Annotated in this window: 14 protein-coding genes; 7 read left to right on the plus strand and 7 right to left on the minus strand. The window is 35.8% G+C overall.

Annotated features, from left to right (window positions below):
• Positions 1 to 8: 8 nt before the first annotated feature.
• The 3 genes from J7604_RS18995 to J7604_RS19005 all read right to left on the minus strand — a co-directional run bounded on the left by J7604_RS18995 (position 9) and on the right by J7604_RS19005 (position 3,763).
• Positions 9 to 1,310, minus strand: a complete 1,302-nt coding sequence (locus J7604_RS18995) for a nucleotide sugar dehydrogenase (protein ID WP_293899159.1) — start codon at positions 1,308 to 1,310, stop codon at positions 9 to 11.
• Between the two features lie 69 nt (positions 1,311 to 1,379).
• Entirely contained in the window at positions 1,380 to 2,381 is a 1,002-nt protein-coding gene (locus tag J7604_RS19000; RefSeq protein ID WP_293899162.1) for a UDP-glucuronic acid decarboxylase family protein, read from the minus strand.
• 14 nt (positions 2,382 to 2,395) lie between these two features.
• Positions 2,396 to 3,763 (minus strand): UDP-glucose/GDP-mannose dehydrogenase family protein, encoded by a 1,368-nt coding sequence (locus J7604_RS19005; RefSeq protein WP_293899165.1) that lies wholly within the window; start codon positions 3,761 to 3,763, stop codon positions 2,396 to 2,398.
• A 190-nt stretch (positions 3,764 to 3,953) separates the two neighbouring features.
• Here J7604_RS19005 and J7604_RS19010 point away from each other — a divergent pair, with 190 nt between their 5' ends.
• From J7604_RS19010 to raiA, 4 genes are all read left to right on the plus strand, one after another.
• Positions 3,954 to 5,093 (plus strand): acyl-CoA dehydrogenase family protein, encoded by a 1,140-nt coding sequence (locus J7604_RS19010; protein WP_293899168.1) that lies wholly within the window; start codon positions 3,954 to 3,956, stop codon positions 5,091 to 5,093.
• A 70-nt stretch (positions 5,094 to 5,163) separates the two neighbouring features.
• Positions 5,164 to 5,358: a 30S ribosomal protein S21 gene (gene rpsU, locus J7604_RS19015; RefSeq protein WP_028979914.1), complete on the plus strand. Its 195-nt coding sequence runs from the start codon at positions 5,164 to 5,166 to the stop codon at positions 5,356 to 5,358.
• Between the two features lie 68 nt (positions 5,359 to 5,426).
• Positions 5,427 to 6,305: a tyrosine-type recombinase/integrase gene (locus J7604_RS19020; RefSeq protein ID WP_293899172.1), complete on the plus strand. Its 879-nt coding sequence runs from the start codon at positions 5,427 to 5,429 to the stop codon at positions 6,303 to 6,305.
• 24 nt (positions 6,306 to 6,329) lie between these two features.
• Positions 6,330 to 6,629: a ribosome-associated translation inhibitor RaiA gene (raiA, locus tag J7604_RS19025; protein ID WP_293899175.1), complete on the plus strand. Its 300-nt coding sequence runs from the start codon at positions 6,330 to 6,332 to the stop codon at positions 6,627 to 6,629.
• 75 nt (positions 6,630 to 6,704) lie between these two features.
• Here raiA and infB read toward each other — a convergent pair whose 3' ends face one another.
• The 3 genes from infB to rimP are packed head-to-tail and all read right to left on the minus strand — an operon-like array spanning position 6,705 to position 11,523.
• Positions 6,705 to 9,752: a translation initiation factor IF-2 gene (gene infB / locus J7604_RS19030; RefSeq protein ID WP_293899178.1), complete on the minus strand. Its 3,048-nt coding sequence runs from the start codon at positions 9,750 to 9,752 to the stop codon at positions 6,705 to 6,707.
• Between the two features lie 39 nt (positions 9,753 to 9,791).
• Positions 9,792 to 11,045 (minus strand): transcription termination factor NusA, encoded by a 1,254-nt coding sequence (gene nusA / locus J7604_RS19035; protein WP_293899181.1) that lies wholly within the window; start codon positions 11,043 to 11,045, stop codon positions 9,792 to 9,794.
• A 4-nt stretch (positions 11,046 to 11,049) separates the two neighbouring features.
• Positions 11,050 to 11,523 (minus strand): ribosome maturation factor RimP, encoded by a 474-nt coding sequence (rimP, locus tag J7604_RS19040; protein WP_293899184.1) that lies wholly within the window; start codon positions 11,521 to 11,523, stop codon positions 11,050 to 11,052.
• Positions 11,524 to 11,947: 424 nt separating this feature from the next.
• Here rimP and J7604_RS19045 point away from each other — a divergent pair, with 424 nt between their 5' ends.
• The 3 genes from J7604_RS19045 to J7604_RS19055 are packed head-to-tail and all read left to right on the plus strand — an operon-like array spanning position 11,948 to position 15,269.
• Positions 11,948 to 12,754 carry an endonuclease/exonuclease/phosphatase family protein gene (locus J7604_RS19045; protein ID WP_293899187.1) on the plus strand — a complete coding sequence of 269 codons (807 nt, stop codon included), beginning with the start codon at positions 11,948 to 11,950 and terminating at the stop codon, positions 12,752 to 12,754.
• A gap of 42 nt (positions 12,755 to 12,796) precedes the next feature.
• A complete protein-coding gene (gene cysS, locus J7604_RS19050; protein ID WP_293899190.1) occupies positions 12,797 to 14,284 on the plus strand; it encodes a cysteine--tRNA ligase in 1,488 nt (495 codons plus the stop codon).
• Complete coding sequence (locus J7604_RS19055; protein ID WP_293899193.1) at positions 14,274 to 15,269, plus strand: M28 family peptidase; 996 nt, start codon at positions 14,274 to 14,276, stop codon at positions 15,267 to 15,269. Before cysS ends, J7604_RS19055 begins: the two co-directional genes overlap by 11 nt.
• Here J7604_RS19055 and J7604_RS19060 read toward each other — a convergent pair.
• Positions 15,257 to 16,183 carry an LD-carboxypeptidase gene (locus J7604_RS19060; RefSeq protein ID WP_293899196.1) on the minus strand — a complete coding sequence of 309 codons (927 nt, stop codon included), beginning with the start codon at positions 16,181 to 16,183 and terminating at the stop codon, positions 15,257 to 15,259. The two genes, J7604_RS19055 and J7604_RS19060, sit on opposite strands and share 13 nt — an antisense overlap.
• Positions 16,184 to 16,214 lie beyond the last annotated feature (31 nt).

A 16,214-nucleotide genomic window follows, 5' to 3' on the forward strand; every position in this document is an offset into this window, starting at 1 on the left:
GATGTTCTTTATAAGCTCCAATATGTCAAATTATTAAATTGATTCCGGTACATCCCTTTTAAGTCAATAAAAACTGAATTCTGATCCATTAATTTACTAAAGTAAGATAGATCAAGAGATGTATATTCCTTGTGAGGCACAGCCATAACTATGGCGTCATATGGTCCCACTGTTTTTTGATTTATGCTGATCCCATATTCATGCTCAAAATCTTCAGAAGAAGCATGAGGATCTATTATATCTACAGTCAGAGAAAATGATCTTAACTCTCTAATCACATCCACAACCTTTGAATTTCTTATATCTTCAACATTTTCCTTAAATGTTGCACCCATAATCAGGACTTTACTCTGATTAATATTTTTATTTTTTTTAATCAGCAGCTGAATAGTTTTCTTAGCTATATAAGCCCCCATATTATCATTTATTGATCGACCACTCAGAATCACATTCGGATTATACCCCAATGATTTAGCTTTGTGAGTGAGATAATACGGGTCTACACCTATACAATGACCTCCAACAAGGCCGGGAGTAAATTTTAAAAAATTCCATTTAGTCGCAGCAGCTTCCAGTACTTCATAAGTATTGATTCCAAGCTTATCACAAATAATTGAGAGCTCATTCATCAAAGCGATATTCAGATCTCGCTGAGTATTTTCAATAATCTTAGCTGACTCTGCAACTTTGATTGAAGAGGCTTTATGAATTCCAGCTTCAACAACAAGTGCATAAATTTTAGCAATTTCATCTGTTGCATAGTCATCAGATCCTGCAACAACTTTAATAATTTTTGAGAGCGTATGTTCTTTGTCTCCTGGGTTTATTCTTTCCGGGGAATAGCCTACTTTAAAATCTTTATTGAATTTTAAGCCGGAAACCCTTTCTAGAATAGGAATACAATCCTCTTCAGTGCAACCTGGGTAAACAGTAGATTCAAACACAACATAGTCGCCCTTTTTCAGCACCTTACCAACGCTATTACAAGCGGCTATCAATGGCTTAAGATCAGGATGATTGAATGTATCTATCGGAGTAGGAACTGCCACAATAAAAAAATTCACATCTTTAAGATCCTCAACAGAATGAGTAAAAATGATACTTTTTCCCAAAAATTCTTCTTTATCCAATTCGCCACTTGGATCTATGCCTTTCTGCATTAAACCAATCCGCTCTGAGTTGATATCAAATCCGACAACGTCAGTTTTTTTGGCAAATTCCAGAGCAATTGGCAGACCAACATATCCCAAACCAACTACACATAAACTCTTTCTCCTGGCTACAATATCATCATATATATTAAAGTCCATCCTTTAAATTAGCCTGCCAGCAAAAGCTGGCAGGACTTTTTAATTATAAATGATATTTCTCTCAAAAGCTTACTTCGAATAACTAGAAAACTCTTTAGGCTCTGTTTTCAACTCTTCAGAAGGTAAATTTTTGAAGTAATCATAAGTTACTTTTAGCCCTTCAGATCTTGAAACTTTAGGCTCCCATCCAAGAATTTCTTTTGCTCTCGCAATATCTGGCCTTCTTTGCTTAGGATCATCTGTTGGAAGAGGCTTGTAGATTATTTTCTGAGAAGTACCTGTAAGCTTGATAATTTCTTCAGCAAATTCTTTAATGGTAATTTCATCAGGATTACCTATGTTTACAGGATAAACATAGTCACTCAACAATAATCTGTAGATACCTTCCACAAGGTCATCAACATAGCAGAATGATCTGGTTTGAGATCCATCACCGAATACAGTAAGATCTTCACCTCTGATAGCCTGACCAACGAATGCAGGAAGTGCTCTTCCATCATTTAATCGCATCCTAGGACCATAAGTGTTAAAAATTCTAACGATTCTGGTTTCAAGTCCGTGAAAAGTATGGTATGCCATAGTGATAGCCTCCTGGAACCTTTTTGCCTCATCGTAAACACCTCTAGGGCCTATAGGGTTAACATTTCCCCAATAATCCTCATTCTGAGGGTGAACATGAGGGTCTCCATAAATTTCGGAAGTAGAAGCCACAAGGATTCTTGCCTTTTTAGCCCTTGCTAAACCTAAAAGATTGTGTGTTCCTAATGAACCTACTTTCAGTGTCTGAATTGGAATTTTCAGATAATCTATTGGGCTCGCCGGGGAGGCGAAATGAAGAATATAGTCTAGATTGCCAGGGACATGCACAAATTTCGAAACGTCACAATTATAAAATTCAAATTGTGGCAAATGAAACAAGTGTTCTATATTTCTTAAATTTCCCGTAATAAGGTTATCCATTGCTATCACATGGTAACCTTCTGCGATAAATCTATCACACAGGTGAGACCCTAAAAAGCCGGCACCTCCGGTAACTAAAACTCTTTTATTTGTTGTGGCTTTATTATACATTTCTAAGTAACCTCTTAGTTTTCAATAATTTTATCTTTACTAATAGTAATTTTTTCTCCCGTTTTTGAATCCCTTGTTACTTTTTCTCTTCCAATAGATTCATAATGGAAACCTAATTCCTTCATTTGTTCTGTTTTGAATACATTTCTTCCATCAAAAATCACTTTCGCATTCATCCTCTGTATCATTTTAGGGAAGTCAGGAGTACGGAACGCAGGCCATTCTGTAACAATTACCAGCGCATCTGCCTTAAGTAAAGCGTCATACTGATTGTCTACAAAAGTAATCCTGTCACCCATAATTTTTTTCACATTATCCATAGCTTCTGGATCAAAAGCAGCTATTTCCGCACCTTCTGCTAACAGAGAATTGATAATATACAAAGCTGGTGCTTCTCTTATATCATCGGTATTGGGTTTAAATGCCAATCCCCAAATTGCTATTCTTTTTCCCATAAGATTTCCTTTGAAGAAGTTCTTGATCTTCGGAATCATAATGGTTTTCTGAATTTCGTTGATATCCTCAACCGCATTCAGAATTTTAAAATCATAATTATTGTCTTTTGCAGTTTTAACAAGAGCTTTTACGTCTTTAGGAAAACAGCTTCCACCATATCCAACACCCGCAAAAAGGAATCTGTTACCAATTCTTTTATCAGTTCCAATCCCCATCCTAACCATATCCACATTCGCTCCAACTTTTTCACATAGGTTGGCAATTTCATTCATAAAAGAAATTTTCATTGCAAGAAATGCGTTGGCAGCGTATTTTGTAAGCTCTGCAGACTCTTCATCCATCATGTGAATAGGATTTCCCTGCATAACGAATGGAGCATACAATTTTTCCATAAGCTTTTTCGCTCTTTCAGAAGATGTACCAATCACAACACGGTCTGGCTTCATAAAATCTTCAATAGCTACCCCTTCTCTCAAAAATTCCGGGTTAGAAACTACATCAAACTCGCAATTACAATTCATTGCAATTTTTTGTCTAACCTTTTTAGCTGTTCCAACCGGTACAGTACTCTTATCTATAACAACAACATAGTCTTTTATTAAAGAGCCTAACTGCTCAGCTACTTTTAATATAAAGCTCAAATCAGCTGCTCCATCCGCTCCCGGAGGCGTTGGTAAAGCCAAAAATATTACCTCGGCTCCTTCAATTGCATCTTCGAGTTTTGTCGTAAAAGTTAACCTTCCCTCATTAATGTTTCTTTCAAACATAATATCAAGGCCTGGCTCGTAAATTGGCACAATACCCTCCTTCATTTTGCAGACCTTTTGTTCATCGATATCGACGCAAGTCACAAAATTGCCTGTTTCAGCAAAGCAGGTTCCTGTTACTAAACCTACATATCCTGTTCCTACAACTGTAATTTTCATGATTATTAAGTTAACGGTTTACCAAAAATTCAATATAATTCCTTTTGCTAAGATAGCATTACTTTTTTATAACTTTATCAAGAGGCACAATGTTGGAAATACTTTTTTTTACTATTTGAACCAAAAGTTCAATTTTTTCTCAACAAATTAAAATAATACAACGTTTATTAAAAAAAATTATTTTTAGTATATGAATTTCGATCTCAATGAAAACCAACAAATGATAGCCCGTATGGTGCAGGATTTTGGTCAAAGAAGCATAAAACCTCACGTAATGGAATGGGATGAAAAACAGGAGTTCCCTGTGCCCCTATTCAAAAAATTGGGAGAATTGGGATTAATGGGGGTATTGGTACCAGAAACATATGGTGGGGCGGGTTTCTCTTATTTTGAATACATCACAGCGATCAAGGAAATATCCAAAATTGACGGAGCTATCGGGCTTTCAGTAGCGGCACACAATTCACTTTGCACTGGTCATATATTATCTTTCGGTAATGAAGATCAAAAAAAGAAATATTTGCCAAAACTAGCTTCTGCCGAATTTATAGGGGCCTGGGGGCTTACTGAACCCAACACGGGATCTGATGCAGGCAATATGAGAACTGTTGCTGTTCAGGATGGAGATTATTGGATAATTAATGGTTCCAAAAACTTTATAACCCATGGAAAATCTGGAGATATAGCTGTGGTGATAACAAGAACAGGAAATCCGGGGGAACACAGGTGCTCTACCGCATTTATCATTGAAAAAGGTACACCCGGATTTAGTGCAGGAAAAAAAGAAAATAAATTGGGGATGCGCGCATCCGAAACAACAGAACTTATATTTGATAACGTAAGAGTGCACAAAGATCAAATGCTTGGTAGTAAAGGAGATGGCTTTGTTCAGGCAATGAAAGTTCTAGATGGAGGAAGAATTTCAATTGCTGCTTTAAGCCTTGGCATTGCAGAAGGAGCTTTTGATGCCGCCTTGAAATATTCTCAAGAACGTCAACAATTTAATAAGCCTATTGCTTCTTTCCAGGGAATTTCATTTAAACTGGCAGAAATGGCTACGGAACTTGAGGCCGCAACCTTATTGACCCTAAAAGCAGCAGATATGAAAATCAAAGGCATGCACATGACCAAGGAAGCAGCGATGGCAAAATATTATGCATCCGAAGTTGCTGTAAAGGTTGCTAATGAGGCTGTTCAAATTTTTGGTGGATATGGATATACAAAGGATTTCCCTGTAGAAAAATTTTATAGAGACGCAAAACTTTGCACTATTGGCGAAGGAACTTCAGAAATTCAAAAAATAGTTATAAGTAAAAATCTAATAAATTAAAAATTTAAATCAGGGTAAGTGAATATTTGTGAATAATTACTTATATTTGCGTCCCTTAAATTGAAAATAAATGATTATCATCAACGTAAAAGAAAACGAGTCAATAGATAAAGCTCTTAAGAGATTTAAAAAGAAATTCGAAAGAACAGGCGTATTGAAAGAACTTCGCGCTAGAAGCTATTACGAGAAAAAATCTGTTTCCAGAAGAGCTGAAAAAATCAGAGCTGTCTACAGACAAAAACTTAATGAGCAAGAAACAATATAGTTTCTTTCTTTTGAAATAAGATTTTTTTTATTATGTTTAGTATTACCTGATATTCAGGTAGTACTAATATGATAGAATCGTATTTAAATTATATAAGATATGAAAAAAGGTATAGCAACCATACCTTTATTTCATATCAAAATGACCTCAATCAATTTACTGCCTTTTCAAAAGACAGCTATGGTTTGTCATGTCCTTCTGAAGCATCATACCAAATGATCAGGGCTTGGATTGTAACACTAGCAGAAAATGAAATTACACCCAAATCAATCAATCGGAAAATCGCATGCCTCAGATCATTCTATAAGTACCTCCTAAAGCAAAATGCGATTCAAAAAGATCCTACGCTCCGTCTTAAAGCTCCTAAAATAAATAAACAATTGCCTCATTTCGTCGAGGAAAATGACATTTTAAAACTTCTTGATCAATTTAAATTTTCCGAAGATTTCTATGGATTAAGAGACAAACTTATCCTTGAACTTCTATATGGAACTGGCATTCGTTTATCTGAACTTATTTCCATAAAAGAAGAACACATAAATAAGTTTGAGCGTATTATTAAAATCAAAGGGAAGGGAAACAAGGAACGCATAATCCCTCTGAACGAAAACCTAATGAATCTTATTAATATATATAGGAAGGAGAGAGAAAAAGTGTTTGAGAGACCTAATGAATATTTAATTATTACTGACAAGGGAGATCAAAGCTATCCAATGTTTATTTACCGCACAGTAAAAAACTATCTTGATATTATACCTACTTTGGAAAAAAGAAGTCCCCATGTTCTGAGACATACTTTTGCTACTCATCTTCTCAATAAAGGAGCAGATTTGAATGCTATTAAGGATTTGTTGGGGCATAGTAGCCTTGCCGCAACTCAGGTTTACACCCATAATTCTCTGGATAAGCTCAAAGCTATTTTTGAGCAGGCTCATCCAAAAGCATGATTGATAACTTTAAATTATATAACTATGAAACTTCAAATGCAATCTATCCATTTCGACGCAGACAAAAAGTTGCTAGATTTTATTCAGAAAAAACTGGACAAACTTGAAACTTTTTATGATAGAATCACTGAAGGAGATGTATACCTTCGGGTAGAAACCGATGATGTTAAAGGCAATAAATCTGTACACGTTAAACTTTTTCTTCCCGGAACATCTGTAATGGCAAAGGAACAAGCTGCTTCATTTGAAGAGGCTGTTGATCTCGTGTATGAAAACCTAAAACGTCAACTTCAAAAGACCAAAGAAAAAATGAATTCAATCTAAATTATAACTATCAGATTGTAATATAAAATAAAAAAAGCCCCTATCTGGGGCTTTTTTTATTTTATATTACAAAACTTATAATGTTCGTTTAGTTTCTTTCTCCTCAAACGCTTCAACTATATCCCCTACTTGTAAGTCATTAAAGCCTTGGAAGCTCAATCCGCACTCATATCCAAATTTCACTTCACTAACATCATCTTTATACCTCTTTAATGAATCGAGTTTACCTGTATGAACAACGATGCCATCTCTAACTACTCTGACTTTACTTTGTCTTCTTATAGTACCATCAGTTACATAACATCCAGCAATAGTACCCACTTTTGAAATCTTAAATGTCTCTCTAACTTCTACATTGGCAACAACAACTTCTTCAAGTTTCGGTTCAAGCATGCCTTCCATCGCATCTTTCACCTCATTGATTGCATCATAGATGATTGAGTAAAGTCTGATTTCAATTTCTTCCTGGTCAGCAAGCTTTCTCGAAGTTGTAGTTGGCCTTACCTGGAACCCAACAATGATTGCGTCTGATGCAGATGCAAGCAATACATCAGATTCGGAAATTGCACCAACTGCTTTATGTATAATTCTAACCTGAATTTCAGGTGTAGATAATTTAAGCAATGAATCTGAAAGCGCTTCAACCGAACCATCCACATCACCTTTAACGATAATGTTAAGCTCTTTGAAGTTTCCGATTGCAAGTCTTCTTCCAATTTCGTCAAGGGTAATATGTTTTCTCGTACGAATACTTTGCTCACGAAGCAACTGTTCCCTCTTAGTCGCAATCTCTCTTGCTTCCCTTTCCGACTCCATAACATGGAATTTATCACCAGCCTGAGGAGCTCCATTTAGTCCAAGCAACTGAACTGGAGTAGATGGACCTGCCTTTTTCACTTTAACTCCTCTATGATCAGTCATTGCCTTAACTTTTCCATAGTGAGCTCCTGCTACTACAACATCCCCAACACTAAGGGAACCACTCTGAACAAGCACTGTAGCTAGATAACCACGACCTTTATCAAGAGATGCTTCCACAATTGTACCGGCAGCATTTCTATTTGGGTTTGCTTTTAAATCAAGAATTTCTGCCTCTAATAAAACTTTATCCAACAATTCAGAAATTCCTTTTCCGCTCTTAGCAGATATTAATTCACACTGATATTTTCCACCCCAGTCTTCTACAAGGATATTTTCCTTAGCAAGTTCCTCTTTAATTTTGTCAGGATTTGCTGTAGGTTTATCCACCTTATTGATGGCAATAACTATTGGCACACCGGCAACCATAGCATGGTTAATTGCCTCTTTCGTTTGTGGCATCACACTATCGTCAGCAGCTACAACTATAATTACAATGTCTGTAATTTTAGCACCACGCGCACGCATTGCCGTAAATGCTTCGTGACCTGGGGTATCCAGGAAGGTTATTTTCTTGCCCGAATCTGTAGTTACATTATATGCTCCAATGTGCTGAGTAATACCTCCGGCTTCGCCTTGTACTACTTTAGTTTTTCTTATATAATCAAGAAGTGATGTTTTTCCGTGATCGACGTGTCCCATAATTGTTACTATAGGAGCTCTTTCAACCATGTCTTCTGGGCGATCCTCTGCCTCTGCAATGATTTCTTCCTCATCGCTTGAGATAAATTCTGTAGTATACCCAAACTCGTCTGCAATTACAGTAATTGCTTCCGCATCCAACCTTTGATTTATTGAAACAAACATACCTAAGCTAAGGCATGTCGAAATAACTTGGTTAACAGAAACCTCCATCATAACGGCCAAGTCGTTTGCTGAAATATATTCGGTAACTCTGAGGACTTTGGCTTGCTCGTGTTCATGAAGCATTCTTTCCTCTTCAGCCTCGGCAAATGCAGACCTTTTGTCTTTTCTGTATTTTGCCCTGTTGACTGGGCCTTTATTTCCGCTTAATTTTGCAAGTGTAGCTTTGATTTGATCCTGAATCTGTTTATCAGAAACCTCCTCTTTTACAACTGGCTTCTTAAAGTTTTTGTTTCTGTTATTATTATCTCTATTTGCGTTTCCAGGTCTATTAGCATTACCAGGTCTATTGTCTCTCGATTGGGTTCCTGCTCCTCCTGTCTGAACCTGAGGGGCTCCCGCTTGAGTAGTGGGTTGCCCTTCCTTTCCAGGAATTCTAAGCCTTTTACGCTTTCTCTTAAGTTTCTTTTTGTCTTTGTCGTCAGAAGAGGCTACAGGTTTATTATCCTTTTTCTTAGGTTTATCCGGCAATTCTATCTTACCCATTACAGTAAGACCTTTCAAGGTATCGGCCTTTGCCTTTATTAACTCCTCTTCTTCCTGTGGCTTAACAACCGGTGGCATTTGCTGCAGAGGTTTTGTGATTACTTCTTCGGTTACCTGAACTGGCTTTACAGTTTCCTCTACCGGCTTTTCTTCCTTCTTCACTTCCGGAATCTTGATTTCCTTAGGTTCAGGTGCGACAGGAGCAACTACTTCCTCTACTTTTGGCTTTACAGGCTCCTTAACTTCAACTATTTCCTGAACTACTTTTACAGGTTTTACAGGCGCAGGCTCCTCTTTTATAGTTACCGGCTCCTCTACTTTTTTCACTTCTTTAGGTTGCTCGACAACTTGTTTAGATTCTTTTACCTCCGCAGGTTCTTCGACTTTAGGTTTAGGTTTCTTCTTCTCATTCAGATCAATTTTCCCTAACACTTTTATTCCTTGAAGCTTTACTTTTGAAAGATCTGATTCTGAAGAAGCATCCACTTGCTGTTCTTTAACAGGTTCAGTTTTGACAACCGGCTCTTCTGCTGGTTTGCTTTTTTCTGTACTGGAATTTTTAATGAAGAATTCTTCGTCTTCATCTTTAGCTCTTTTCTCAGCTGTATTTTCTGACTCAATGATGATATTGTCAGTATGCTTTTTACCAATGGTGAGACCAGACGCTTCCTTTTTATCAAGTGCTGAAGACTCGAATTCTTTCATCAGCAGATTGAATTGTTGAAGCGTTATTTTTGAATTAGGATTATTTTCAATTTCAAAGCCTTTAGCAGCAAGGTGTTCTGTAATTGTAGAAAGCCCTACATTCAGTTTTCTTGCCACCTGGCTTAGCCTCATCATTTTTTCTTCAGTCATTACCTAATATTGTAATAATAATAATTGTAATAGTTTTTTTTATTCGAACTCTTGCTTCAGAATACTAAGAACATCTTCAATCGTTTCCTCTTCAAGTTCTGTTCTTCTTACAAGATCTTCTTTTGTAAGTGCCAGTACACTTTTAGCAGTGTCCAAACCAACTCTTTTTAATTCTTCGATAATCCAGGATTCAATTTCATCACTAAATTCTGAAAGATCCACATCCTCCTCTTCCTGCTCTGAAAGTTCCCGGAACACATCTATTTCCATTCCTACAAGTTTGCTTGCCAATTTAATATTTTGACCGCCTTTACCTATAGCAAGCGATACTTGATCCGGCTTTAAGAAGACAGAAACGCGCCCTTCATCACCATCAATTTTGATATTTCCAATTTTTGCAGGACTAAGAGCTCTTGCAATATAAAGCTCCAGATTGTCCGTGAAATTGATAACATCAATATTTTCATTTTCTAGTTCTCTAACTATACTGTGAATCCTAGATCCTTTCATACCAACACATGCTCCAACAGGATCAATTCTATCATCATAGGATTCTACAGCTACCTTTGCTCTTTCACCTGGTTCTCTTACTACTTTTTTGATAGAAATGAGACCGTCATAAACCTCAGGAACTTCACTTTCAAATAATCTTTCAAGGAAAGCAGGGGACGTTCTGGATAGGATAATCTTGGGATTACCATTGTGCATTTCTACACGATGAACAATAGCTCTTGCACTATCCCCTTTTCTGAATCTGTCTTTTGGAATCTGTTCACTTCTTGGCAAAACAAGCTCATTACCTTCTCCATCCAGTAAAAGGACTTCTTTATTCAGAATCTGATACACTTCGCCGGCGATGATTTCGCCAACTATTTCTTTATATTTTTGAAAAAGGATATCCTTTTCAAGGTCTTTAATTTTTTGGATAAGAGTTTGGCGAGCTGTCATCACTAACCTTCTACCAAAGTCTATAAGTTTAACTTCTTCGGCTACTTCTTCTCCAACTTCAAAATCTGCCTCTATCTTTTGTGCATCAGTAAGCGAAATATGTTTATTCTCATCAAAATCAAAACTATCTTCTGCAAATTCATCATCAACTATTTCGCGAATACGCCAAATTTCAAGGTCACCTTTGTCAACATTGATAATAACATCAAAGTTTTCGTCTGTGACAAATTTCTTTCTGATCATTGTTCTGAAAACATCTTCCAGAATCCTTATCATTGTCGGACGATCAATGTTTTTAAATTTTGCAAATTCCGCAAATGACTCGATTAATATTGAACTCTCCATTTCTTTATTTAAATGAAACTAGAACATTTGTTTTCTTAATATCTTTGAAAGCGATTTGACGGCTTTCTATTATATTTTTTTTTGACGCTTTATCTTTTTTTTCCGCATCCAGAACTATTAACTCTTCATTAACTTCTTTCAGCAAACCATTAATTTGACTTTCGTCTAATAAAGTAACACTTACTCTTCGACCAATATTCCTATAATATTGTCTCTTTAACTTTAATGGCTGATCTATCCCTGGTGAGGAGACTTCCAGTACATAGGCGGAATCGATTAAATTTGTTTCTTCAATCTCGTTCCCTACCTTTCTGCTCAGATATGCACATGTATCAATATCAACCCCCTTATCACCATCCAGAGTTATGCCTATCTTTTGCCTTCCTGAATTGCCAGTAATCACTAAATCAACAATGAACAAATCATCGCTGGAAAGGTATTTCTCGGCAATCTGAAGTAACTTCTCCTCTATCTTCATTAATAATTTATAAATAAAAGAGGGGACTATGTCCCCTCTTAATCATACTTATCCTAAATTTGAACAATGCAAAATTAACCAAAATTCTTTTTTTTCAAAAAATATTACCTAAAATTAAATTTTATTTACAGAAATAATACTTTCAATGAAATCTATTGAGAATGGTTGGTTTTCAGTGAATTTTATCTTCACGGTTCTAATTTTTGGGGGAATTCTTCTCGTATACCTTTCCAATGAATTTCCTCCTCAAAAAGTTCATCTTTTTATTCTCATACCCTTATTAATCCCAATTTGCGTATTACTTAATATTTTTTTATTTTTTTTAAATTCTTTCAAAAAAAAACATATTAAAGCGATCATATTTTTTTTATTACTTCTTTTCGGTGGCTTCAAATATTTGGGAAGAACGTTTCAATTGAGCTTCTTGCATAAAAAGGATGGAGAAAAAATAAAAATTGCAAGCTATAATGTTCGGGTTTTTAGCGCCTATTATATAAAGGATGAACAGAAAATCAAACAATCCCAAAACTCAATCAATTGGATAAAAAAAAGTGGTGCTCAAATTGTTTGCGTTCAGGAATTTTATACTAACAATACCATAAAAGACTTGAACACAGTAAAGATCTTTAAAAAAAGCTATCCTAATATTAGTGTTATTCCTTATTACGATATCCCCCCTCAGAAACTTGGCTTGGCAATATTATCAAAATATAAAATTATTAAATCTGGAGAAGTAAAGTTCAGCAGCAGCACTTTTAACCAGGCCATGTTTGCTGATATTAAAATAAATAAAAATAAAACTTTACGAGTCTACAATGTTCATCTACAATCAATGAATATTGATCAAAAAATTTTTTCGGGGACACAGTTTGAAAAAGAATTATTATTTAGCTCAATTCAAAAATATAAAAGTGGAGCACTTGAGAGAGCGGAACAATTAAAACAAATACTTAAACACATAAACAATAGCCCATATCCTGCAATTATTTGTGGAGATTTTAATGATGTTCCATATAGCTATGTTTATGAGCAATTCAGAAATCATTTTGAAAATGGATTTGAGGAGAAAGGAAATGGCTTTGGTTTTACTTATTCAGGCAAATATTCTTTTTTAAGAATTGATAATATTTTTGCTTCGAAGCAAATCAAATTTATTAATTTTAAAACTCATGATTCCGTCTGGGGATCGGACCATTTCCCGATTTCTACGGACGTTTTTATAGAAAATTAATTTTTATCGAGTCATTACCACCGTTTTATTTAAATTCGCAGCATGAATAAGGACTTAAAAATTTATAATACTCTTTCCAGGGAAAAGGAAGTATTTGAACCGATACTGGCGCCTTATGTGGGAATGTATGTATGTGGCCCAACAGTTTATGGGGATCCTCACCTAGGTCATTCAAGAGCAGCAATAACATTCGATATAGTTTTCAGATACCTTCAGTTTCTTGGATTTAAAGTCAGGTATGTCAGAAATATTACTGATGTAGGACATTTGGAAAATGATGCAGACGAGGGGGAAGACAAAATTGCAAAAAAGGCAAAACTTGAGCAATTGGAGCCAATGGAGGTAGTTCAGCATTATACCGATGCTTACCATAGAATTATGAACAGGATGAATGTCTTGTCCCCATCTATCGAGCCACACGCAAGCGGGCATATTCTTGAACAAATTGATCTTACAGAAAAAATCATAGATAGTGGTTTTGGTTATGTTGTAGATGGTTCCGTCTATTTCGATGTAGTTAAATATTCCAAATCAAACCACTATGGAAAGCTTTCTGGTAGAGTTATAGAGGATTTAATAACTGGAACAAGAGAGCTTGACGGCTCCGGAAAGGCTAACGCTCTTGATTTCGCTCTCTGGAAAAAAGCATCTCCGGAACACATTATGAAATGGCAGTCTCCATGGGGAGAAGGGTTTCCTGGATGGCATATTGAATGTTCTGCAATGAGTACCAAGTATCTTGGGAAACATTTTGACATCCATGGAGGAGGAATGGACCTAATGTTCCCGCACCATGAATGTGAAATTGCACAGGCAACCGCTGGAAACCATGCTGAACCTGCAAAATATTGGATGCACAACAATATGATAACCATTAATGGGCAGAAAATGGGCAAATCTTTGGGAAATTTTATCACCATGGACGAGCTCTTTTCTGGGAAACATACTTTGTTAAAACAGGCATACACCCCAATGACCATTAGGTTTTTTATTTTGCAGGCTCATTACAGATCCACATTAGACTTTTCAAATGAGGCATTAATTGCGGCACAAAAAGGTTATAAAAAACTTTTAAATGGTTTAAAGCTCGTTAAATACTTAAATCAGAATCCAGAAGTTTCAGAACCATGCAATGAAGCGTTGGACCTTGAACTTAAAAAGCTCTCAGAGGCCTGCTTCGAGGGATTGAATGATGATTTTAATACAGCTATAACTATTGCAAGTTTATTTAACCTTTTGAAAAAAATTAATGGTTTTCAAACGGGTGCACTAAATATCAATCAGATTTCATCAGAAACTTTAAGCAAAGTAAAGGATACTTTTATTAACATAACTGAAAACATCCTTGGTCTTTTGGAAGAAGGGATTAATGAAAACGAATCGTTAATTGAAGGTTTACTTGAATTTTATAAGGATGCTAAATCTATTAAAGATTATGAGAAGGTTGATAAAATCAGAAAGTATTTTAAAGAAGCAGGTCTTGTAATAAGAGACTCAAAAAATTCCATTGATTGGGCATATGAAGAATAATTTTTCAATAGCAATAATTGCAGCTTTCTCTTTTTTTATTCTTTCTTCTTGTGGAGAGGATAAACCAAAAGAGGATAAACAACATCAGGATCAGGTATCCAAACCTTTAGTTCCAGCGCCTCTGTTTAACAGTGATTCAGCATATAAATTTATAGAACAACAGGTGGCTTTTGGACCTAGGGTACCCAATACTCCTGCCCATCAAAAATGTGGTTCTTTTCTCATTTCAAAATTACAATCCTTTGCTGACACTCTAATTGTACAGGAATTCCAGGCGAAGGCCTTTGATGGAAAAATGCTGAATCTTAAAAACATTAAAGCATCATTTAATCTGAAAGCGCCAAAAAGAATATTACTGACTGCCCATTGGGATTCAAGACCATTTGCAGACCAAGACTCAATAAATCAAAAGAGTCCAATACTGGGTGCAAATGATGGAGCCAGCGGAGTTGGAGTTCTTATAGAAATTGCCAGATTGCTTAGTGAGAACAAAAAGCCAAATGTAGGGGTTGACATTATTTTGTTTGACGGAGAAGATTATGGACAACCTGAATTCTATCAGGGGGGGCAGCAATATGACTCATGGTGCCTAGGATCACAATATTGGGCAAAAAACAAAGGTACCTATACAGCATACTTTGGTATTTTACTCGACATGGTTGGAGGTAAGGATGCCAAATTTGGAATGGAAGGCACTTCTATGGTTTATGCACCTTCAATTGTTAAAAGAGTATGGGATATTGCAAACAGACTTGGATTCGGAAAACATTTTATTTACCAGGAAACCGCTCAAATAACTGATGACCATCTTTATGTCAATCAGATTGCCAAAATACCAATGATTGATATTATTGAATTTGACAATTCTGATGGAAATTATTTTGGATCATATTGGCACACTCACAATGATAATATGAGTGTGATTGATAAAAATACATTAAAAGCAGTGGGCCAAACTGTTCTCCAGACAGTCTATGAAGAATAATCGAAAGTATTTGTAGGGTTGTAAACGACTACCGATTCTTTGAATTCCACACTAAGATTGTATTTCGCTCCAAGTATAAAAGCTCTATTATCTGATTCATGCCCTGCCGGAAAATTATAGCCGACAGGGTATTTATATTCTTTAACTGCATCTGCAATGATTTCGAAAGCAGATTTTCCGAAGGGAACTGTGTTATCAGACATATCACTAAAGTGCCCAACAATCAAACCTTTTAACTTATCCAATTTACCAGCTCTTTTAAGCTGAACCATCATCCTGTCTATCCTATAAAGATTTTCTCCAACATCTTCAAGAAACAGAATCCTATCCTCTGTTGATATATCAGAAGTTGTTCCTATAAGTGAAACAAGTATAGATAAATTCCCACCAACAATTAACCCTTCTGAATTACCGACTCGATTTAACTCGTGAAATGGAAAATGAATAGAATTAACCCTTCCGAACAATGTATCCCTCAAAGTTTGAATTGCATGCTGGTTATGATTTTTACCAAAAACAACTGGCATACTTGAATGAATAGACTGGTACCCTATTGAATTAAGGTGATTTAATAAAACTGTGACATCACTAAAACCTGCGACCCATTTGGGATGGTCTTCAAAAGTACTAAAATTTATATCGTCAATTATCCTTGACGTCCCATATCCTCCTCTGGCACAAACAATTGCCCTTATCTCTTTGTCATTTAAAAATTCCTGTAAATCTGATACTCTTTCTTCATCCTTTCCTGCAAATTGATGATAATGCTTATAGCAATTTTTACCGATCCTGACTTCTAATCCCCAATTTTTAATTATTTCAATACCAGCATTAAGCTCTTCTGGAAGAAAATTTTTAGCTGTGGCTACTATCCCGACAACGTCACCAACCTTTAGAAAGTCAGGTTTTTTCATAAAATTATAATAGAATAAATTCTTGAATTGT

This window comes from Sporocytophaga sp. (assembly GCF_017745095.1).
Lineage (GTDB): Bacteria > Bacteroidota > Bacteroidia > Cytophagales > Cytophagaceae > Sporocytophaga.